The organism is Azospirillum fermentarium (genome assembly GCF_025961205.1).
GTDB lineage: Bacteria > Pseudomonadota > Alphaproteobacteria > Azospirillales > Azospirillaceae > Azospirillum > Azospirillum fermentarium.
On the sequence record NZ_JAOQNH010000001.1, the window covers coordinates 1,514,388 to 1,534,578 of the forward strand.

The window sequence follows — 20,191 nt, forward strand, 5'->3', positions numbered from 1 at the left end:
CTTAGAGCAGGTGCAGGGCCTTGAAGCTGGCGTGCTTGCCCTTGCCGATCACGATGTGGTCGTGGATGACGATGCCCAGCGCCTCTGCCGCGCGGTTGATCTCCCGCGTCATCTCGATGTCGGCCCGGCTGGGGGTGGGGTCGCCGGAGGGGTGGTTGTGCACCAGGATCAGGGACGAGGCGCCGAGGTCCAACGCCCGCCGCACCACCTCCCGCGGGTAGACGGGGGTATGGTCCACGGTGCCGCGCTGCTGCACCTCGTCGGCGATCAGCACGTTTTTGCGGTCGAGGAACAGCAGGCGGAACTGTTCCGTCGCCTCGTGCGCCATGGCGGCGGTGCAATAATCCAGAACCGCCTGCCACGAGGCCAGGACGGGGCGGTTCATCACCTCCTGCCGCATGGCGCGCAGGGCGGCGGCACCCACGGCGCGCACCACCGCGATGCCGCGGTCGGTGGTCAGGCCCACCCCCCCGGCGGCAAACCCGCGCAGCTTTTCCGGCGGCGCCATCAGCACCGCCCACAGGCTGCCGAATTCCTTCAGCAGCGCCTTGGCCAGCGGTTTCACGTCGCGGCGCGGGCTGACCGGGAACAGGATCATTTCCAGCAGTTCGTAATCCTGCAAGGCGTCCGGCCCGGCGGCCAGGAACCGGGTGCGCAGCCGGTCCCGGTGATCCACATAATGGGGCGGTGCTTCCGCTTCCGCCGTGATGGCCGTCCCGCCGGCATCGCTCAGGCCGGGCAGGGTGGCATCCTCCTCCCCGGCGGCAGGGGTGGAGCGGGCGGAGCGCGAAGCCATGGAACGGCAATCCTCATACATACGGATGAAATGCCATCCTAGACGATCCCGCCGGCGGTGTCAGCCCGCAACGGTTGCCGGCACGCCCCGGTCATCCACCGGAAGCGGGTGGAGGAGGCGGCTTCCGCCCGTCAGTTCCGGGCCACCATGGCGCGGCGGGGAACGGCCGGGGCGGGTTTTTCCTCGCCGGTGCGGCGGCGGAAGGCCGATGCCTGGGTCACCGGATTGACCGTTAGCGCCGCGAGCGCGCTGGGGCGGATATCCACGATTTCGAAGCCGGCCTTGCGGGGGAAACGGGCGGCGATCCGTTCCCGCGCCTCCCGCTCGTTGTCGCTGACCAGCAGGTAGCGGCGGACGCCGGCCCACGTGCGGTGGGGCAGGCGTTCCTCCTGCGCCTGGGGCAGATGGCGGACCGCCACCTCCCAGAACCGGCCGGGGCGGGGCTCCAGCCGGTCGAAGACATAGAAACGGTTGGACGGCAGCCCGCGGCAGGCTTCCAGCCGGGCGAGCGTCTGGGTCATCTCCTGCTCCGCCTTGGCGGTGCGTTCCTGGGCGTCGGCGTGCTCCTTGGCGGCCTGCTGGCACAGGCGGACGGCGGTTTCCAGATCCCCGGCCATGGAATCCAGCTTTTCCCGCGCCTTGCGGGTGGTGCCGCTGGTGGTGGAATGGCGTGAACGCCAGTAACGGTTGGAAACCACCGTCAGAATCATCAGGCCGAAGGCCAGGTACAGCATCATCCCGGTCATCGCGCGCCCCTCCCGTCGCCGGGGGCGGCAGGGCCGTCGGGGGCCATGGACAGCGGCACCACCGGGGCCGGCTGCACGCCCGAGCGGGCGGGGAAGGTGGCGGTGAGCAGGGCGCCGGCCTGATCGGCGGTGGCCGCCCACACATGCGCCACGTTGCGGTATTCCCAAATCTGGCGGGAAAAGATGATGTCCTGCCGTTCGGTCTTGGCGAAAGCGGGCGTGACCGTCAGTTGCGACCAGAAGCCGGTCGGGCCGTCGCCCACCTCGTGCACCAGTTCGTTCTGGCTGGTCTCCAGCGCGCGGATCTCGGTCAGCGCCTTGTGACGGCGTCCGGTGAATTCGGTGTGCTGCGCTTCCAGCGTCACCAGGGCGGCGCGAAGCTGGGCGGTCTTGGCCGTCCACTCCTTCACCGCCAGAACGCGCTTGTCGATCTGGCGCTCCAGCATCAGAAGGCGGGCCTGCTCCGCGCTGACCCGCCCGACGTCGATGACAAGGGAAAGACCCAGGGCCGCCGCACTGGCGACCAGAAGAACCATGCCTAAGAATTCCGCGGTAATGACCATGCCCGGTATTACCCCCTGTTTCTTTATACCCTTTTGCGTGATGTGGTCTTTTGCTTTCCTCACGCGATCCCACACGCCGATGATGGGCAGCCCATCTGACCTGATTCCGCGTCAGACTGCCACGTTCTTTTCTGTCGTGCGCCGGGATACAATCCTTCCCATGCATGGTTAAGAGGCGATAACCAAGGTGAAGTTCTTGAAATATAACGTTCTTTTACGCATGCGCATGTGTTGCGGCAAATAACCGCACAATGGCTAAACAAATTGTTTTCAAAGGCTTACGGATCGTCATCCGGGCTGGGCCGGGCAGACTCCGAAGCGCCGGAACCGGCGGTGGGGCGGGTCTTCGTCCGGCGTGACGGGACGGGGGATTTCCATTACCTTTCCCGGCAGAGACAGAGGTTGGGGGGATGAGCGGCGGACGGAGCGAACGGGAAGTGCGTGCGATCCGCGACGCGCTGGTCCAGCATCAGAACTGGCTGAAGGGGCACGAGCCGTCCACCGGGGCGCAGCGGGCCGACCTGAGTTTTTTCGACCTGTCCAATCTGGGGTTGAACCGTATCGCGCTGGCCGGGGCCCGGCTGGTGGGGGCCAGCCTGGCCGGGGCGCGGCTGGCCGGGGCCGACCTGCGCCAGGCCGACCTTTATTGCGCCGACGTTTCCAAGGCCGACCTGACCGGGGTGCGGATGTCCGCCTGCGACCTGCGGGGCCTGCGGGCCGACGGGGTGCGCATGGCGGGGGCGGACCTGCGCGGGTGCGACATGCGCCGCGGGGCGATGGTGGCGGGGGACCGCCGGCCCGCCGGCAACCAGGACGGGGCCACCACCTTCGTCAACGCCCAGCTTTCCAACGCGCTGATGGCTCAATGCCGGGCGGGGCAGGTGGATTTTTCCGGCAGCAACCTGGCCGGGGCCGACCTGACGGGGGCGGATCTGACGGGGGCGGTGCTGATCGCCGCCAACCTGACCGAAGCCAAGGTGCACAAGACCACGCTGGACGGCGCCCTGCTGCTGGGGGCGCAGCTCGATCACGACCTGCGCCGCCATCTGGAGCGGCTGGGGGTGGATGTGGACGGCACCGGCCTGCACCCCTTCGCCGAGCGCATGGCCGACGCCATCGCCGCGCACCAGCTCTGGGTCGATCACAACGCCCGGCTGGGCCAGCGGCTGACCATGCAGCGGGCCGACCTGCGCGGGTACAATTTTGCCAACAAGCTGCTGCCGGGCTGTGTCCTGCGCTACAGCGGCTTACGGGGGGCGGATTTCTCCGGCGCGCGGCTGGCGATGGCCGACCTGTCCTATTGCGACCTGCGGGAGGCGGACTTCACCAGCGCCGATTTGTCGGGCGCGAACCTCAGCGGCTCCAACCTGGCCGGCGCCAAGCTGTGGCGGGCGCGGTTCGCCCCGGTGGACCTGAGCGGCAACGGCACGCGCCTGTGGCCGTCGAACCTGGAGGGGGCATCGCTGGTCGGGGCCGACCTGCGCCATGTCTCCCTGGCCAAGGCCCGCCTGAGCGGCGCCAATCTGGCGCAGATCCGGGTGAACGCCAGCACGCTGCTCGGCCCCGACGCCCCCCCGTCCCCCGGCCGCGTCATCCTGTCGAACTGACGGAACGGGGCTTCTTCCGCCCCGGCAGGGTTTACGGCTCCGCCACGTTCTCCGCGAACTCCGCCGACAACGCCGGGAACCGCTTGGCCAGCGCCTCCAGTGCGGCGGCCAGCCGGGCGGGCAGGGCGGTGCGCAGGGAGGCGGCCACGTCGGGGTGCCCGTCCTGCAGCGCGTGCTCGATCCCTTCCGCCAGCGCCCGCAGGGATTCCAGCCCCAGCGTGGCCGAGGTGGATTTCAGGTCGTGGGCGGCGCAACGGGCGGCGAGGCCGTCGTCCTGCATGGCGGCGGCGTATTTGGCGCGGGCGTCCTGGATGAAGGCGGTGACCAGTTGGCCCAGATCCTCCTCCCCCAGCACGGCGGCCAGAGCGGCCAGCGGGTCGGGGTTGAGGACGGCCAGCCCGCGGCCCGGCGTTTCCGCCCCCCCGCCGTCATCGGCCAGCGGGGTGCCGCAATGGCGCAGCAGGGCGGCCTGCAATGCCTCGGGCACGATGGGTTTGCTGACGTAATCGGACATGCCGGCGGCGCGGCAGCGCTCGGCGTCGCCCGGCACCCCGTCGCCGTTGCCGGGGCGGGCGTTGGCGGTCAGCGCGATGATCGGCACCGTGGCCGGGGTCTGGCCGGCGGCGGCTGGCGGGTGGGGCAGGGCGCGGATGCGGCGGGTGGCCTCCAGCCCGTCCATGCGCGGCATCTGCATGTCCATCAGCACCACGTCGAAGCAGCGCCGTGCGGCGAGGGCGACCGCCTCCTCCCCATCCGCCGCCACCGTCACCCGGTGCCCGGCGCGGGTCAGCAGGGCGACGGCGACCTTCTGGTTCACCGGGTTGTCCTCGGCCAGCAGCACGGTCAGAGGCGGCAGGCGGATGCCGGGGGGCACGGTCTTTTCCGCCGCGGCATGGCGGGGGGCGGGCAGGGCGGCGATGTCCAGGGGCACGGTGAAGCGGAAGCAGCTTCCCTCGCCCACCCGGCTGTCGGCGCGGATGGCGCCGCCCATCAGCGACACCAGCCGGCGGCAGATGGCCAGCCCCAGCCCCGTGCCGCCGAACCGGCGGGAAATGCTGCTGTCCGCCTGGAAGAATTCGGTGAACAGGTGGGGTATGGCATCCTCGGCGATGCCGATGCCGGTGTCGGTCACGGCGAAGGTCAGCATGGGCGGCGCGCCGCTGTCCACGGACACGGTGACGGTGACGCTGCCGGCGGGGGTGAACTTGACGGCGTTGGACACCAGATTGAGCAGCACCTGACGGATGCGGGCGGGGTCGCCCCGCACCCACGCCGGCACGGTGGCCCCGATGGCGGCGGTCAGGCTCAGCCCCCGTTCCGCCGCCCGTGACGACAGCAGCGACACCACCCCGCGCACCAGCCGGGGCAGATCGTAATCCACCCGTTCCAGGGTGACGCGGCCCGCTTCCAGCTTCGACATGTCGAGCACGTCGTTGAGGATGGCCAGCAGCGCTTCGCCCGACGACAGCACGGTTTCGGCATAATCGCGCTGCTGGGCGTCGAGGGGCGTGTCCAGCAGCAGCCGCACCATGCCCAGCACGCCGTTCATGGGGGTGCGGATCTCGTGACTCATCATGGCCAGGAAATCGGCCTTGGCGCGGGCGGCGTTCTCGGCGCGGCGGCGGGCGGCTTCCACCTCCTGCGTGCGCGCGGCGACCCGCTGTTCCAGGTAGAAGTTGGCGTCCACCAGGGCCTGCTGGGCGCGTTTGCGTTCGGTGATGTCGCGGATGACGCCGGTGTAGAAGCAGCGGTTGTTCACCCGCACCTCGCTGACGCCCATCTCGATCAGCACCTCGCCGCCGTTCTTGTGGCGGGCCACCACCTCGCGCTGGCGGCCGACGACGGTGTAGTCGCCGCTGCGCAGGTTGGCGCGCATCAGGTCGTCGTGGTGCTGGCGGTAATGGCCGGGCAGCAGCATGTGGACGTTGCGTCCCACCATCTCCCCGGCGGTGTAGCCGAACAGCTTCAGGCAGGCGGGGTTGACCGAATGGATGATGCCGCGGTCGGTGATGGTGATGATGGCGTCCACCGCCTGGTCCATCATCGCCTTGGCCCGCTCCTCGCTTTCGCGCAGGGTGTCGGCGTGGGTGCGGGGGGCGGTGATGTCGGTCAGGTGCAGCGCCACGCCGCGGGGCCGGTCCTCCCCGTCCGGCAGGGCCGGCACGGTGTAGACGTCGGCGTCGTACCAGCGGGCGGCGGGGGCGTAATAACCCTCCAGCCGTTCGGGCGCGCCGCTGCGCCGCACACGCTCCATGGGGCGGTAGAAGTGGCAGGCCAGTTCCGGCGCCACATCCCACAGGTCCAGCCCCGCCGCCGCACCCGCCGCCAGCCCCAGCAGGGCCGCCCCGGCGGCGTTGGCGTAGGTGATGGTCCAGCGGTGATCGGTGGCGATGACCGGATCGGCCAGCCGGTCCAGGACGGCCTGGATCACCGCGGGGTCGGCGGGGGGGATCACGGCGGCGTCCCCGCCGCGTCCGCCGGAGGCAGGGTGTCGGCCACGGTGATGCGCCCCTGGATGATGGCCGCCCGCGCCGCGTCCACCCGCTCCAGCATGGCGGGGGTCAGCAGGGGGCGGTTGTTGTCGTCGATGGCCAGCCCAACCCCGTCGCCGGCCAGCCCCAGCGCCACGGTGCCGGGGGCCCAGGTGCCGGATGCCGCCGCCTGGAACGTCCCCTCCACCGCGCGGTCCACCCGCTTGAGCATGGAGGTGAGGATGGTGCCGGGATAGAGCCCGTTCTGGTTGCTGTCCACGCCGATGGCCAGCACCCCCTTGTCCTTGGCGGTGGCGAACACGCCGAAGTTGGACGTTCCGGCCCCGGCGAACAGCACGTCGGCCCCGCGCTGGATCTGGCTGACCGCCACCTCGGTCCCCGTGGCGGGGTCGTTGAAGGCGGCAGGCGTGGTGCCCACGAAATTCACCAGCACGCGGGCATCGGGGCGGGCGTGGCGGGCACCCTGGGTGTAGCCGGCGATGAAGCGGCGGATCAGCGGGATGTCCAGCGCGCCGATGAAGCCGATGGTGCCGGTCTTCGACGCCAGGGCGGCCAGCACGCCGGTCAGGAACGCGCCCTCGTGCTCCTTGAACACCACCGAACGGACGTTGGGCGCCTCCACCACCGCGTCCACCAGGGTGAAGCGGACGGCGGGGTAGCGGGGGGCCACCTGGGCCAGCGGGGTGGCGTAATAGAACCCGATCACCGCCACGTCGGTCACCTTGTGCCGGGCCAGCCCCTGAATGCCGCGTTCGAATTCGGCCGGCGACTGGGGCAGGAATTCCACGGTCTTGGCGCCGGTGGCCTGAGCAAAACGCTCGGCCCCGGCCAGCGCCCCTTCATTGAAGCTGCGGTCGAACTTCTGCCCCACGGCGTAGAGCAGCCCCGGCACCACGGGGGATGCCGCTTGCAGGGGACGCACGGGCCACAGCCCCGCCGGCAGGGCCAGAAGCCCGCAAGCGGCCCCAAGGGCGGTGTGGCGCAGAAGGGTACGGCGGGTGGTGATGGGCATCGCGTCTTCCCCCTGGGGATGCGGCGGCGAAACCGCGCCGGTATTGATTGTAGTCACGCCCGCCCATGGTTCGCCAAGCCCAAAGCGGACGCCGCCGCCGCTCCGCGCCGCCGTGCCCGCAAACCCCCGGTGTTGGCAGGGTTTTTGATTGACGTATACGTCAATGAGTTCTGTCGCGGGGCGGCATGCCGTGATAGCATCCGCCATCGCCCCGCCGGGAATCGGGGCCGTCCATGAATGGACCTGTTCGAAAAAAGGGAGGAACACCCCGTGCCGTCATCGACCACCCCCGCCGCCGCCCGTTCGCTGGCCGGCAAGACGCTGTTCATCACCGGGGCCAGCCGCGGCATCGGCAAGGCCATCGCGCTGCGCGCCGCCCGCGACGGCGCCAACGTCGCCATCGCCGCCAAGACCACGGAACCCCACCCCAAGCTGCCCGGCACCATCTTTTCCGCCGCCGACGAGATCGAGGCGGCGGGCGGCCGCGCGCTGCCGCTGCTGTGCGACATCCGCGACGAGGGGCAGATCGCCGAGGCGGTGATGAAAACCGAAGACGCCTTCGGCGGCATCGACATCCTGGTCAACAACGCCAGCGCCATCAGCCTGACCGGCACCATCGACACGCCGATGAAGCGCTGGGATCTGATGATGGGTGTGAACGGGCGCGGCACCTTCGCCACGTCGCAGGCCTGCCTTCCGTCGCTGCTGAAGGCGCCGAACCCCCATATCCTGACCCTCTCGCCGCCCTTGAACCTCAATTCCAAGTGGTTCAAGCATCATACGGCATACACCATTGCGAAATACGCCATGAGCATGTGCGTGCTGGGCATGAGCGCGGAGTTCCAGGGACGGATCGCCGTCAACGCGCTGTGGCCGCGCACCATCATCGCCACGGCGGCGGTGGCCATGCTGAAAGGCGCGGCGGAATTCGACAATTGCCGCACCCCCGACATCCTGGCCGACGCCGCTCACGCCATCCTGACGCGGGATGCGCGCACCTGCACCGGCAATTTCTTCGTGGATGACGCGGTGTTGGGGGAAGAGGGGGTGACCGACCTGGACCGTTATGCGGTGAAGCCGGGCACGCCGCTGGCGCCCGACATCTTCCTGGATTGATACCGGGGGCCGCGGTCCTGCGCGGCCCCGTCACTGACCGTCATGCACCGGAGCGGGAAGCGATGCTTCCCGCTTTTTTTATCGTTTCATGAAGGGAAATATCAGGAAAATACCCCATAAATTGCACGGCATGCGCAGCATAGAACTAATCGCCATTCTTCTCTGATGGGCGCGCAGCCTCTAACTGACCGGATATTGCCTCAATGATATTTTCAGCTTCCTTGTGGATGGATTGATCGGTTTCGGACGCGCTCAATATTCTATGAGCTGAGGCGGCATCTTCAAGCGCAGAGCGGGCCTCCTCAACTTGCAGTACACCTTTTTCGACGAGCGTCAGCAGCAAGGCTTCGCAGATGGAAAGAGCAGCCCACCCTGCAGCACCGTTTTGTTCCGGCATGATCTTCTCGGCCCCGGCTGTTCGTCTTCATCCGGGGCAGAGCGGCGGCATGCCTGCGGGCCGGATGAAGAGTTGCTGGTTGGTCAATGCTTTGGACCGCTTTTTGTCACGGCCTCGCGGCGGAAAATCCTATGCGATTAACCTATGTTATGGCGCTCGCAATCGGAAGTCGGGATCGTGGGACGCATTCCGGTGCTGCACCGACCACGCTGGTCACCATCCCCGCATGACGCAACAGTAACGCGAGTAAGAGCCAGACATGAGCATCGTGGCGGCTGGGTCCGCACCGGACAGCCCTCTGTGTACCAAACTTGGCAGCTATCTCGCCTTGACCGACGCCGAGCGGGGTTTCCTTGCGCAACTGGAACGCAACGTCCAGCGCCGTCCGGCCAAGCATGACCTGCTGCACCAGGGCGAACAGTACGGGGCGGTGCGCGTCCTGCGTGAAGGATGGGCGGTGCGCCACAAGGCGCTGCCAGACGGGCGCCGGCAGATCATCAATTTCGTGTTGCCGGGCGACATCATCGGTATCTATTCCCATCTCTTCGAGGTTGCCGACCACAGCGTCACCACCTTGACCGGTGTGGAGGTGGCGATCTTCTCGCTGGATCAACTGGCCGAACTGTTCCGCGGCTTTCCCCGGCTGGCGGCGGCCCTGGCGTGGTCGGGCGCGCGGGAAGAGGCGATGGTGGCCGAACGGCTGCTCAGCCTGGGCCGGCGCACCGCGCTGGAACGGGTGGCGCACCTGATCGTGGAGATGTTGCGGCGGCTGAGCGTGGTGCAGCTTGCCAACCGCGGCCATTTCACCCTGCCGGTCACCCAGGAGATTCTGGCCGACGCGCTGGGGCTGTCCATCGTCCACATCAACCGCACCTTGCGCCGGCTGCGCGAAGCGGGGCTGATCGAAATCAACGGGCAGCGGATCACCGTGATCGACGTGGACCAGTTGGCGGAGATTGGGCAATTCGACGAGCTGTATCTTCATCTCATTCAGGCCCCCAAGTCTCTGGAACGGGCCATTGCGACGAAGAAGGGAGGAAAAGAAGTGCCCATCTGACAAAATCTGGTGATAAGAGCCTGGCGGCGGCAAGCTGAAAACGACAGCGCCATGCCTTTTATAGAAATATACCGGAATTTTTGTCAGTCATCAATCCAACTTCCCGGTGCATGGGCCGATGATAACGAAAGAGATAGCGTCCTTGACTTATGATTCCTGCCCTTTGACCAACGGATAGTGATGGGCTACCGCACGCACCGATCCTTGCGCTTCAACCGGACCGTCGGCTGGGTGACCCTGGCCGTCGCCTTGGCGATGCTGCTGCTGATCGGTGTGTTGAGCCAGCGCGTCCGCCACGAGATCAACGCCACGGCGGAGTCCGGGGCGGCGGCGGCCACCCGGCTCCTGTCGGAACACGCCGCCCGCCTGTTCGACACCGCCGATCAGGTGGTGATGCGCGCGACCGAGCAGGTGGCCTCCCTGTCCTGGGACGAGATCGAGACCTCCCATGCCCTTTGGGAGCGGCTGGACCAGGAGCAGAGCCGTTACCCCTATCTGGGCGATTTGTGGATCAACGACGGGGCGGGGCGCCTGCGCCTGACCACCGCGGCGTTCCCGGTGCCGGAAGCCCATGCCGCGGACCGGGATTTCTTCACCGTCCATCGGGATGGCTTCGCCGGCCCCACCATCAGCGAACGGTTCATGGGCCGGGTCACCCGGTCGCCGCTGTTCATGGTGACGCGCCGGCTGGACGACGGCGCCGGGGCTTTCCGCGGGGTGATCGGGGAAACCATCGAAACCCGCTATTTCTCCGAATTCTACAGCACGCTCGATCTGCCGCTCATGTCGTCCATCGCCATGATCCGGCCCGGCGACACCCATCCGATCGCCGCCTTCAGCCGTATGGGCGGGGCCGAGGACGGGATCGCCGTCGCCGGCGCCGTGCCCGATGTCCCGGCGGCGGTGCGCGCCGCCCTGGCCGCCGGGGAGCCGGAAGGCATCTTGCGCGCGGACGGGGAAACCCTGGTCTACCGCCGCATCGGTCCATGGCCGGTCTATGCGCTGGTGCGCATCGACGGCGGGCTGGTGGACCGGCAATGGCGTCAGGCGGTGTTGCCCTATACGCTGGCGGGGGTGGTGGTGGTGCTGGCGGTGGCGGGCATCGCCGCCGCCACCCTGCGCCGCATCCGGGCCGAGGTGGACGCCCGCCACGGGCTGGAGGAGCGGGTGCGGGAACGCACCGCGACCCTGCACGGCGCCCTGGCCCGCATGGAAGAGGCGGTGCGGCAGAAGGATCTGCTGATGCGGGAAAGCAACCACCGCATCAAGAACAGCCTTCAACTGGTCAGCAGCATCCTGACCATGCACGGGGTGGCGCTGAAGAACACCGACATCCGCAGCCATTTCGCCGAGGCCAGCCGCCGCGTGGCCGCCATCGCCGACGTTCACGAACTGCTCTACCGCGGCGACAGCCTGTCCTGCCTGTGTTTCCGCGATTATCTGGAAAACCTGTGCCGCAGCATGCGGGTGTCCAGCCTGCCGCCTTCGGAGGGGTGGGAGGTGCACCTGGACGCCGACCCGGTGGTCGTCTCCGCCGATCAGGCGGTGGCGCTGGGCATCATCGTGGGCGAGTTGCTGACCAACTGCGCCAAGTACGCCTATCCCGCACCGGGACCGAAGCCGGTCTTCATCGTTCTGAAGGCGGAGGAAGGCGGCGCCGTCCGCTTGAGCGTGGCCGACCAGGGGGTGGGCCTGCCGCCCGAAGGCAACGGCTCCCACGGGGGAACGCCCCCGCGGGGAACCGGGCTGGGGATGCGGGTGGTAAAGGCGCTGAGCGTCCAGATCGGCGCCCGGATCGCCATCGACCGCACCCCGCCGGGGGTGTGCTACACCCTGACCTTCACCCCGCGGACCGCGTGAGCGGCATGGGCACCGTGGCCGCCATCAGGTGGTTGTCCCAGCCATAGGCGGCGGTGGTGCGCTCCATCTCCGCCGCACCGCCACGGTCCATGGTGACCACGCCGCCGAAGCCGCCGGTCAGGATGAAGCCGTTGCCGTGGGTCGCCAGCCCGCAGCCGTCGGGCAGGGGGCGGCTGCCCAGAAAGGCGCCGGTGGCCGCATCCCACAGGCCGGTCAGCCCGCCGCGGGGCGACGATCCCGCCACCACCGTGCCGTCGGCGTTCACCGCCACGCTGCCGATGTAGCCGTCCAGCCGCGCCAGCACGTCGTCGGGGGTCTGGTAGAGCGTGACCGGCCCGCCGGGCCGGGCGCTGCCCATCAGCGGCTGGAGCATCCCCACCGGGTGCTCGTCCTGGGTGCCGAAGGCGACCGACCCGTCGGGCAGGGCGGCCAGATGGCGGATGCCCAGGTTGGAATGTTCTTCCGGCAGGCGCAGCTTGTCCACCAGACGCCCGCCCGCCACCTCCACGAAGGTGAGGGAGGCGTCCATCTCGTCCAGGTTCAGCTTGGCCCGCCCGGTGTCGGGGTGGGTCAGCACGCCGCCGTTGCCCACCGCCAGCACCGATCCGCCGTTGACCAGGATCGCCTCGTGCGGGCCGATGCCGTGGGTGGGCAGGGTGCCGATGCGTTTCCAGTCGTCGGTGCTCTCGGCGGCGGTGTCGTAGACGGCGATCACGCCCGCCTCGCCCGGCACGTCGTCCTCCACCGCGAACAGGGTGCGCCCGTCGGCGGAAAACAGCCCGTGGCCGGTGGTGCGCCGGTCATCGGGCACCATCGCCACCCGGCCCGCCTGTCCGGTGGTCAGGTCGATGGGCACCAGCCAGCGGCCCGGCCGCCGCTGGAACACCACCGCCAGCGGGCGGGTGGGATGGGGCATCACCGCGTGCCCGCGGCCCGGCAGCGGGATGCGGAACAGCACGGTGCCGTCGTCGGCCATCCCGGCCATGCCGTAACGCGCGCCCTCGCCCGCGTTCATGTCGCGGTAGGAGGTGAGATAGACCGTCCGGTTGCCCGCCGGCACCGCCGCCCCGGCGGCGAAGGGGCGGAACAGCCCCAGGGCTGCGACACCGGCACCCAGCCCGGCCAGCACCGCGCGCCGGCTGATGCGGGGCCGTTCGATGGGGATCATGTCCACGCCCATGGCTCAGTCCCCGTCCAGCTCGTTGAAGCCCAGGGTGATGCCGATCAGCGGCGGCAGCTTTTGCGTCAGGGCGTCGCGGGCGGCCTTCACCGCCTTCAGCGCCGCGTCCGCCGCCTGACGCGGTTTGGCCTCGCTGATGGTGCGCTCGAAGGGGGCGGGCACGGATGCCGCGGCCTTGGCGGCATCGGCGAAGGCGGCGACGGTGGCGGCGGCCGCGGCCTTGCCCTCCGCCGTGGCGGGGATCAGGCTGACGAAGCCGGGGCCGCCGTTCTCCCCCGCCACCATGGCGCCCATGGCCTCCAGGTTCTGGGTGACGTTGCGCATGGTGCGCCCGCTGCGCACGGATTCCGCCACCGCCGGCTTGGCCTCGCCCGCGTTGGCGCCCATGGGGGCCAGCAGCTTCTGGTCGGTCACGATCTGCGAGGCGGTGACCAGCGACGAGAACAGGTTGTTCACCGCGTCGGTGGCGTTCTGCCCGACCGAGGTCGCCTCGCCCCGCACCAGGGCGGGCGTGAGATCATGCCATTCGGTCTTCACCGCACCGGCCACGTCGGCGACGTTGTGGCCGATGGCGGTGGCGACGGCGCAGCGGCGGGCGTTGTCGCCGGCAAAGCGGGCCGGCGTCACGTCGGTGTCCCACAGCAGCCGTTCCAGCGCCGTCAGCCCCTGGACCGCCGCACTCTGCTTGCCGATGGCGTCGGCGGTCACCGGGGTGGTGCCGTTCAGAAGCTGGCCGAGCTGGCGGGCGACGATGCCGCGGCGTTCCGGCCAGAAGGCGATGCGCTCGTTGCGGAGCTGCAGCAGCAGCGGGCCGGGGCGCAGGTGCTGGGCGCCCATCCAGGCGTCCATGGCGCCGTTGAAGCCGGCGCGCGCCTTGTCCAGCCCGGCGTCGTCGGGAGCGGCGCAGAAACCGTCCAGCCGGGTGGCGAGGTCCGCCGTGGCGGCGGCCAGCGCGTCGATGCGCGGCAGGATGTGGGTCCGGCTCAGCCCGTCGAGGAAACTCTTGTCCTCCTCCACGCTGCGGGCCGACGCCGGGGCGGCGGCGAGCGCGCCGGCCAGGGTCAGGGCGGCGAGGGAGAGGGCCAGGGGGCGGATGGCGGTGCGGCGCCGGGGCGGGGGGGTGTTTGGCAGGGACATGTGCGTGTCGTCTTCTAAAGAGAAAGAACGAAGCGGATCAGCCGGTCCCGGTCCGCTTTGGACAGTGCGGCGAAGCGGGTGCGGGCGCTGTCCGCCTCCCCGCCGTGCCACAGGATGGCCTCGGCCACGCTGCGCGCGCGGCCGTCGTGCAGCAGCGCCAGCTTGCCGTCCTGGGATGTCAGCCGGTGCAGCCCCCACAGCGGCGGCGTGCGCCATTCGCCGCCCGCGGCATCCCCCGCGGCCAGCCCGTCGCCCAGGTCCGGCCCCAGATCATGCAGCAGCAGGTCGGTGTAGGGGAAGACGGCCTGACGCGACAGCGCCGGGTTGGCGGGATCGTCGCCCGTGGTGAAGGCCGGGCGGTGGCAGGCGGCGCAGCCGGTCTCGGTGAACAGCGCGCCCCCCGGTCCGTCGGGGGGTGTCGCGCCGGGGGCCTGGGTATGGCTCATGTAGCGGTCGAGCAAACCCATCATGGAGGAGGGGATCTCCACCCCTTCGAACCGGGCCTGGTTGCCGTGGGGGGCGGCGCGGCAGGCGGCCTGCGCCTCGGTGCAGTCGCCCCAGGGGGCGGGGAACAGGGCGGTGGACAGGCCCAGGTCGAGCATGGCCGCCTCGGCGTTCTGGGCCGCCAGCGTGGCGTTGGTCGCCTTCCACCCGAACCGGCCCAGCGCCCCGGAAGCGTCGCGGTTGGGGCGGCCCGAGATGCCGTCGCCGTCGCGGTCGTCCGGGTCGGCGGCGGCCAGGATGTCCGCCTCGGGAATGCGTTCCAGAAGGCCGGCACCCAGCACCGGCGGGGCCACCCGCACCGACGTGCGGGTCGTGGCGGCCAGCGGGCCGAAGTTCAGGCCCACCGGCTGAACATCCAGCCGCCGCAGCCGCACCGTGGTGCCGCCCGGCAGCTTGACCCGCCGGACATCGCGGGAGGTGACGGACAACAGCCCCTCGGCGGTCTGGCCGGCGACGGCCTGCACCTGAAGCTGGCGGCCATAGACCGGATCGCCCACCGATCCGGTGGACCCCAGCCGCAGGGCCACGCCGATCCCCTGCTCCCCCGGCTTTGCCGGGTCGGGCAGTTCGCCCCGCCCGCCGCCGGGGTGGCAGGCGGCACAGGAGCGGGCGTTGTAGAGCGGCCCCAGCCCGTCCGCCGATTTGGTGGACGACGGCGCCTTGACCCAAAGCCGTTCGAACACCGCCTGCCCGATGGCGTGGTCCAGCATCTCCTGATCGTCCAGGCCCGCCACCGGCTCGCTGTGATAGGGCAGGGGATCGGCGGCGAAGGCGGGGGCGCTGAACGCCAGAAGCAGGGCGGAAAGGCGGGCGGCGTTACGCGACACGGAGATACCCCATCATGCCGGTGTCCTGATGCTCGATGATGTGGCAGTGGAACATCCAGTCCCCCGGATTGTCGGCCTTGACGGCGACCTTCAGCCGTTCCTTGGGCTGGAGCAGCACGGTGTCGGCGTGGTGGCGCGGCACCGGGCGCTGGTCGGATTCCAGCACCAGGAAGGTGTAGCCATGGATGTGGATCGGGTGCAGGTGGGGGGTCAGGTTGTTCAGCTCGAAGATGTAGCTGCGCCCCTTTTCCAGCGTGGCGATGGGCGGGGGCAGGCGGCCGTGCCCGCCCTCGGGCCAGGATTGCTGGTTGATGGCCCAGAAGGTCTTTTCCGACAGGCACAGGGAATCGGCCAGCGGCAGGCCGGCGGTCAGCGCCGGGTCGAACACCTGGGCCACCGCGGTGGCCGAGAACGCCATGGGGATGGTCGGCGCGTTCCTCAGGTCGGGCGTGGGGATGGCGGCGGCGGCGGGCAGGGCGCGGGGGCGGAAGCGGCGGTTGGCCCGCGGCTCGCCCACCGCGCGGAAGGTGGCCAGGGGCTTGGCCTCGCTGGAATAGACGTTCAGGAGACGCAGCGTGGCACCGGCGGTGCGGGGGGCGCGGAACAGCACGTCGATGCGCATGGCCGGACCCATCAGCCAGCCGTCCAGGGGGCGGGGGGTGAGCGGGTTGCCATCGACGGCGATGATCCAGGCTTCGGCCCCTTCGATCTGGAAATCCACCACGCGGGTGCTGTCCACGTTGTAGAGGCGCAGGCGCACGTCGCCGTTGGCCGGCACGTCGATCACCGGGCCGATGGCGCCGTTGACCGTGGTGACGCTGCCGAAGGTGCCGGCGCGTGCCGCACCGCGGTCGCTGGTGATGGTGCCGAAGCTGCCGTCGGGGTTGAGCGCCCAGTCCTTGACCACCGCCACGATGTCGGCGTCGAAACGGGGGGCGTCGTCCTCGTCCACGATCAGGATGCCGGCCAGCCCGCGGCCCAGAAGCTGCACGGTGTTGCAGTGGGGGTGAAAGAAGAAGCTGCCGGTGTCGGGCGGGGTGAACTCATAGACGAACCGCTCGCCGGGCTTGACCGGCGGCTGGGTCAGGAACGGCACCCCGTCCATGCTGTTGGGCAGGCGGATGCCGTGCCAGTGGATGGAGGTGTGCTCGTCCAGCCCGTTGACCAGGGCGGCGCGCAGGGGCTGGCCCCGTTTCAGCCGGATCACCGGCGTCTCGTCGCCATAGGTGATGACGGGGCTGAGGCCGGCGGGGGCGGGCAGGATGCGTGCCTGCCGCACCCTGGCCGTCAGTTCGACGTCCAGGGGGGCAGGCGGTGCCCCCCTGGCCGCGGGCGGGGCGGCCAGGGGAGCGCCGGTGGCGGACCAGGAGGAGACGGCCAGCGGCGCGACCAGCGCCGCCGCGCCGCCGGTCAGAACGGCGCGGCGGGATGGCCCCGCGCCGTTCCGCCAACCCCCGGCCCGGTCCATTACTTCTTCACCGCCGAGGGGTTGTCGAGGCTCTTGGAGCCTTCGATCTTGATGCTGACGCCCAGTGCGGCGACGGCGGTTTCCAGCGCCTTCTTCTGGCCCACCAGCTTGTCCACCGCGGTCTGGATCAGGGCGTTGCCCTCGGTGTTGCCGGCACCCAGCATCTGGTCATAGGCCATCGTGCCGCCGTCGGCGGTGCTCTTGATGGCGGTCATGGCGGTGGTGGTCTCGCCCATCGCCGCCTTGATCCTGGCGTCGGCGTCGGCGTTCACCGCGGCCACCACCTGCGACAGCGACGGCCCCTGGACCGTGCGCCCGTCAACGCGGGTGTAATGGCCGCTGTAGACGTTCACCATGCCCTGCTGGTCGTAGAAGTGGGCGTTGTGGGTGTTGTCGGAGAAGCAGTCGTGCTCTTCTTCCGGGTCGTGCAGCATCAGGCCCAGCTTCATGCGCTCGCCCGCCAGTTCGCCATAGCTCAGGCTGCCCAGGCCGGTCAGGATGCGGGCCAGGGCCGGCTTGCCGCCGCTTTTGCCGGCGTCCTTTTCGATGGAGGCGCGGGCCTTGCCGCCGGGCGCCCAGCTCTTGGCCATTTCCGCCAGATCGTCGATCAGCAGGTCGGTCGCCACCTTCAGGAACTGGATGCGGCGGTCGCAATGGCCGCCGGTGCAGGCGGTGGTGGAATAGTCGGTGGCGGGGCGCTTGCCGGCCCCGGCGTCGGTGCCGTTCAGATCCTGGCCCCACAGCAGGAATTCGATGGCGTGGTAGCCGGTGGCGACGTTGGCTTCGATCTTGCCGGCTTCCTGGAGCTTGTCGGCCAGCAGCGCCTTGGTGATCTTGGTGGCGTCGATGGTCTTGCCGCCGGCCTTCAGCTTGGTGTTGGCGATGACGTTCGCCTTGCCGAAGGGATTGGCTTCGCTGGGCTCATAGGACTCGTCGGTGTAGTCGATCAGGCCCTCGTCCAGCGGCCAGGCGTTCACCTTGCCTTCCCACTTGTCCACGATGGGGTTGCCGAAGCGGAACGCCTCGGTCTGCATATAGGGGACGCGGGCGTCGATCCACGCCTTGCGCGCAGCGGCCAGGGTGGCGTCGGAGGGGGTGGCGACCAGCGCGTCGATGGCCACCTTCAGCGCCTTGGCGGTGGCCAGCGAGTCCTCGTACCCGGCCTGGGCCATGTCGGCATAGTTCTTCACCACCGCCTTCACATCCACCTTTGCGGTGTCGGCGGCGAAGGCGGGGGCGCCGAGCGACAGGGCGGCGAGGGGCAGGGCGACGGCGGCCGTGGCCAGCAGACCGGAAAAACGCTTCAACATACGGACACTCCCGATGGACAGCCAGTGGGGGACAGCGGGTTGGGACAGGCAGGAAGGCAAATGATAATGACTTGCATTTGCTGGATTTTGCCTGAGAATGTCAAGCGTTATCACAAGCACAGTGGGGGATTTCCGGCCAGTGCTCTGGTGTGCTGTTGCCGGGCGGCGCCGGTGACTGGAGAAGGCCGGGTGTTTCTTCAACCAAACACCGAAAAGGCCCGCGGCGGGGCTTGCCGACCCTCGCCCCGGCCCCGGCCCTGATCCCCCCCGGTGGGGCAAGGGGGAATGCGCCTTACAGATCCACCACCGCGCCGCCGTTGCCATTGGGGTCTTCGTCGGGGTCGAAGGACACGCCTTTAATCAGGGCGTAAACCGGCGTACCGGCACCCAGGTTCAACTGATGGAACGCACGGCGGGTCACGCGGGCGGTGATGGACGAGGCGCCGGCGGCGATTTTCAGATCCACCGACGATCCGGTGTTTTCCGCCACCTCCACCACCGTTCCGGCCAGCACGTTCTGAACGCTGAGGCCGGTGGGCGGGCTCAGCGCCACGATCACGTCGCGGGCGTGGATGTGCAGCCGCACCGGCGCCCCCAGCGGGCGCAGCAGGCGGGGGATCACCAGTTCCCCCCCGTCGAAGCCGACCCGCGTCAGCCCGTCGCCGTCGTCGTGGGAATCGATGCGCGCCTCGATCACCGCACCGGCCTGACGGAACCCCATGGCCGACGCGGTGTCCAGCCGGCCCAGCACGTCGCGCACGGGGCCGAACGCCTGGAACCGCCCGTTGGCGATCAGCGCCACGTCGGACGCCAGCCGCACCACCTCCTCCATGGCGTGGCTGACCAGCACCATGGGGATGTTCATCTCGTCGCGCAGCCGTTCGATGTAGGGGATGATCTCGGCCTTGCGCGCCGAATCCAGGGCTGCCAGCGGCTCGTCCAGCAGCAGCACCCGCGGCTGCGACAGCAGCGCCCGGCCCAGCGCCACCCGCTGTTTCTCGCCGCCCGACAGGTTGCGCGGGCGGCGGTCCTGCAGATGGCCCAGCCCCAGAAGCGCGATCACCGGCTCGGGCGCTATGGCCTTGTCCCCCCGCACCCGGCGGTAGCCGTACAGCAGGTTGTCGCGCACGGTCATGTGGGGGAACAGGCGGGCTTCCTGGAACACGTACCCCACCCGCCGCTTTTCGGTGGGCAGGTCGATGCGGCGGGCGCGGTCGAAGAAGGGCACGTCATCGACGCGGATGTGCCCCTCGTCGGGGCTGGTCAGGCCGGCGATGGCGTTGATGATGGAGGTCTTGCCCGACCCCGACGGGCCGAACAGGGCGGTGATGCCGCGCTGGGCGGTTTGCAGCGACACGTCGAGCGTGAACGCCCCCAGACGCTGGCGGATGGTCAGGTCGAGCATGGGTCAGCGTCCGATCATGGTCTTGACGCGGCTGGCGGCGATTTCCGAGGCCATCAGCGCCGCCAGTGCGATGACCAGAGCGATCAGCGACAGCCGGGCCGCCATGGCGTCGCCGTCGGGGGTCTGGGTCGCGGCATAGATCGCCAGCGGCAGGATCTGCGTCTGACCCGGAATGTTGGAGGCGAAGGTGATCACCGCCCCGAACTCCCCCAGGGCCGCGGCAAAGGCAACGATGGACCCGGACAGCACGCCCGGCAGCATCAGCGGCAGCGTGATGGTGAAGAAGCGGTCGATGGGGCCGGCGCCCAGCGTGCGCGCGGCGGATTCCAGCCCGGTGTCGATGGCCTCGATCGACAGGCGGATGGCCCGCACCATCAGCGGGAACGAACACACCGCCACCGCCACGATCGCCCCGGTGGTGGTGAAGATCAGGCGGATGCCGAACCAGTGGTACAGAAATCCCCCCACCGGCCCCCGCGTGCCCAGGACCAGCAGCAGGATGTACCCCACCACCACCGGCGGCAGCACCAGCGGCAGATGGACGAAGCCGTCGAACAGGGTCTTGCCGGGAAACGAGCAGCGCGCCAGCACCCAGGCGGCGAGGATGGCCGGCGGCAGGCTCCAGACCACCGCCCAGCCTGCGACACGCAGGCTGAGCAGGATCACCGTCACCTCGTCCGGCGTCAGGGCCAGGGAAAAGCCGTCAAGCATCGT

At 69.6% G+C, this 20,191-nt stretch carries 17 protein-coding genes; 4 read left to right on the plus strand and 13 right to left on the minus strand.

What is annotated here, in order from left to right:
• Window position 1: 1 nt before the first annotated feature.
• The 3 genes from radC to M2352_RS07335 all read right to left on the minus strand — a co-directional run bounded on the left by radC (window position 2) and on the right by M2352_RS07335 (window position 2,078).
• A complete protein-coding gene (gene radC / locus M2352_RS07325; protein WP_264663837.1) occupies window positions 2–796 on the minus strand; it encodes a RadC family protein in 795 nt (264 codons plus the stop codon).
• Window positions 797–927: 131 nt separating this feature from the next.
• The gene (locus tag M2352_RS07330; protein WP_264663838.1) at window positions 928–1,542 is read right to left on the minus strand and encodes a hypothetical protein; all 615 of its coding nucleotides are present in this window, start codon (window positions 1,540–1,542) and stop codon (window positions 928–930) included.
• Complete coding sequence (locus M2352_RS07335) at window positions 1,539–2,078, minus strand: hypothetical protein (RefSeq protein ID WP_264663839.1); 540 nt, start codon at window positions 2,076–2,078, stop codon at window positions 1,539–1,541. The genes M2352_RS07330 and M2352_RS07335 overlap by 4 nt, the downstream gene beginning before the upstream one ends.
• Window positions 2,079–2,515: 437 nt before the next feature.
• Between M2352_RS07335 and M2352_RS07340 the strand changes: the two genes are divergently transcribed.
• Entirely contained in the window at window positions 2,516–3,712 is a 1,197-nt protein-coding gene (locus M2352_RS07340) for a pentapeptide repeat-containing protein (protein ID WP_264663840.1), read from the plus strand.
• Window positions 3,713–3,743: 31 nt separating this feature from the next.
• Here M2352_RS07340 and M2352_RS07345 read toward each other — a convergent pair whose 3' ends face one another.
• Window positions 3,744–6,167, minus strand: coding sequence for a hybrid sensor histidine kinase/response regulator (locus M2352_RS07345; protein ID WP_264663841.1), 2,424 nt, complete (start codon window positions 6,165–6,167; stop codon window positions 3,744–3,746).
• Window positions 6,164–7,216, minus strand: a complete 1,053-nt coding sequence (locus M2352_RS07350) for a BMP family lipoprotein (RefSeq protein WP_264663842.1) — start codon at window positions 7,214–7,216, stop codon at window positions 6,164–6,166. The genes M2352_RS07345 and M2352_RS07350 overlap by 4 nt, the downstream gene beginning before the upstream one ends.
• A 270-nt stretch (window positions 7,217–7,486) precedes the next feature.
• On the opposite strand from M2352_RS07350, the gene M2352_RS07355 reads away from it, so the two are divergent.
• Window positions 7,487–8,332 carry an SDR family oxidoreductase gene (locus M2352_RS07355; RefSeq protein ID WP_264663843.1) on the plus strand — a complete coding sequence of 282 codons (846 nt, stop codon included), beginning with the start codon at window positions 7,487–7,489 and terminating at the stop codon, window positions 8,330–8,332.
• Window positions 8,333–8,477: 145 nt separating this feature from the next.
• Here the strand turns inward: M2352_RS07355 and M2352_RS07360 are convergent, their stop codons facing one another.
• Window positions 8,478–8,729, minus strand: a complete 252-nt coding sequence (locus M2352_RS07360) for a hypothetical protein (RefSeq protein WP_264663844.1) — start codon at window positions 8,727–8,729, stop codon at window positions 8,478–8,480.
• Window positions 8,730–8,988: 259 nt separating this feature from the next.
• Here M2352_RS07360 and M2352_RS07365 point away from each other — a divergent pair, with 259 nt between their 5' ends.
• Both M2352_RS07365 and M2352_RS07370 read left to right on the plus strand, forming a co-directional pair.
• Window positions 8,989–9,786: a Crp/Fnr family transcriptional regulator gene (locus M2352_RS07365; protein WP_264663845.1), complete on the plus strand. Its 798-nt coding sequence runs from the start codon at window positions 8,989–8,991 to the stop codon at window positions 9,784–9,786.
• 180 nt (window positions 9,787–9,966) lie between these two features.
• A complete protein-coding gene (locus tag M2352_RS07370; protein ID WP_264663846.1) occupies window positions 9,967–11,646 on the plus strand; it encodes a sensor histidine kinase in 1,680 nt (559 codons plus the stop codon).
• Here M2352_RS07370 and M2352_RS07375 read toward each other — a convergent pair.
• From M2352_RS07375 to modB, 7 genes are all read right to left on the minus strand, one after another.
• The gene (locus M2352_RS07375) at window positions 11,627–12,826 is read right to left on the minus strand and encodes a DUF1513 domain-containing protein (protein WP_264663847.1); all 1,200 of its coding nucleotides are present in this window, start codon (window positions 12,824–12,826) and stop codon (window positions 11,627–11,629) included. The two genes, M2352_RS07370 and M2352_RS07375, sit on opposite strands and share 20 nt — an antisense overlap.
• A gap of 3 nt (window positions 12,827–12,829) precedes the next feature.
• Window positions 12,830–13,963 (minus strand): imelysin family protein, encoded by a 1,134-nt coding sequence (locus M2352_RS07380; protein WP_264663848.1) that lies wholly within the window; start codon window positions 13,961–13,963, stop codon window positions 12,830–12,832.
• 14 nt (window positions 13,964–13,977) lie between these two features.
• The gene (locus M2352_RS07385) at window positions 13,978–15,294 is read right to left on the minus strand and encodes a di-heme oxidoredictase family protein (RefSeq protein ID WP_264663849.1); all 1,317 of its coding nucleotides are present in this window, start codon (window positions 15,292–15,294) and stop codon (window positions 13,978–13,980) included.
• Window positions 15,284–16,762 (minus strand): multicopper oxidase family protein, encoded by a 1,479-nt coding sequence (locus M2352_RS07390; protein ID WP_264663850.1) that lies wholly within the window; start codon window positions 16,760–16,762, stop codon window positions 15,284–15,286. The genes M2352_RS07385 and M2352_RS07390 overlap by 11 nt, the downstream gene beginning before the upstream one ends.
• Window positions 16,762–18,072: an imelysin family protein gene (locus M2352_RS07395; protein WP_264663851.1), complete on the minus strand. Its 1,311-nt coding sequence runs from the start codon at window positions 18,070–18,072 to the stop codon at window positions 16,762–16,764. The genes M2352_RS07390 and M2352_RS07395 overlap by 1 nt, the downstream gene beginning before the upstream one ends.
• Before the next feature lie 292 nt (window positions 18,073–18,364).
• Window positions 18,365–19,477, minus strand: coding sequence for a molybdenum ABC transporter ATP-binding protein (modC, locus tag M2352_RS07400; protein WP_264663852.1), 1,113 nt, complete (start codon window positions 19,475–19,477; stop codon window positions 18,365–18,367).
• 3 nt (window positions 19,478–19,480) lie between these two features.
• The gene (modB, locus tag M2352_RS07405) at window positions 19,481–20,188 is read right to left on the minus strand and encodes a molybdate ABC transporter permease subunit (RefSeq protein ID WP_264663853.1); all 708 of its coding nucleotides are present in this window, start codon (window positions 20,186–20,188) and stop codon (window positions 19,481–19,483) included.
• Window positions 20,189–20,191 lie beyond the last annotated feature (3 nt).

What these genes read in the sequence shown, in the direction of transcription:
- radC (WP_264663837.1), bottom strand. Translation starts at nt 796, where the DNA reads ATGGCTTCGCGCTCCGCCCGCTCCACCCCTGCCGCCGGGGAGGAGGAT.
- M2352_RS07330 (WP_264663838.1), bottom strand. Translation starts at nt 1,542, where the DNA reads ATGACCGGGATGATGCTGTACCTGGCCTTCGGCCTGATGATTCTGACG.
- M2352_RS07335 (WP_264663839.1), bottom strand. Translation starts at nt 2,078, where the DNA reads ATGGTTCTTCTGGTCGCCAGTGCGGCGGCCCTGGGTCTTTCCCTTGTC.
- M2352_RS07340 (WP_264663840.1), top strand. Translation starts at nt 2,516, where the DNA reads ATGAGCGGCGGACGGAGCGAACGGGAAGTGCGTGCGATCCGCGACGCG.
- M2352_RS07350 (WP_264663842.1), bottom strand. Translation starts at nt 7,216, where the DNA reads ATGCCCATCACCACCCGCCGTACCCTTCTGCGCCACACCGCCCTTGGG.
- M2352_RS07360 (WP_264663844.1), bottom strand. Translation starts at nt 8,729, where the DNA reads ATGCCGGAACAAAACGGTGCTGCAGGGTGGGCTGCTCTTTCCATCTGC.
- M2352_RS07365 (WP_264663845.1), top strand. Translation starts at nt 8,989, where the DNA reads ATGAGCATCGTGGCGGCTGGGTCCGCACCGGACAGCCCTCTGTGTACC.
- M2352_RS07370 (WP_264663846.1), top strand. Translation starts at nt 9,967, where the DNA reads ATGGGCTACCGCACGCACCGATCCTTGCGCTTCAACCGGACCGTCGGC.
- M2352_RS07375 (WP_264663847.1), bottom strand. Translation starts at nt 12,826, where the DNA reads ATGGGCGTGGACATGATCCCCATCGAACGGCCCCGCATCAGCCGGCGC.
- M2352_RS07380 (WP_264663848.1), bottom strand. Translation starts at nt 13,963, where the DNA reads ATGTCCCTGCCAAACACCCCCCCGCCCCGGCGCCGCACCGCCATCCGC.
- M2352_RS07390 (WP_264663850.1), bottom strand. Translation starts at nt 16,762, where the DNA reads ATGGACCGGGCCGGGGGTTGGCGGAACGGCGCGGGGCCATCCCGCCGC.
- M2352_RS07395 (WP_264663851.1), bottom strand. Translation starts at nt 18,072, where the DNA reads ATGTTGAAGCGTTTTTCCGGTCTGCTGGCCACGGCCGCCGTCGCCCTG.
- modC (WP_264663852.1), bottom strand. Translation starts at nt 19,477, where the DNA reads ATGCTCGACCTGACCATCCGCCAGCGTCTGGGGGCGTTCACGCTCGAC.
- modB (WP_264663853.1), bottom strand. Translation starts at nt 20,188, where the DNA reads ATGCTTGACGGCTTTTCCCTGGCCCTGACGCCGGACGAGGTGACGGTG.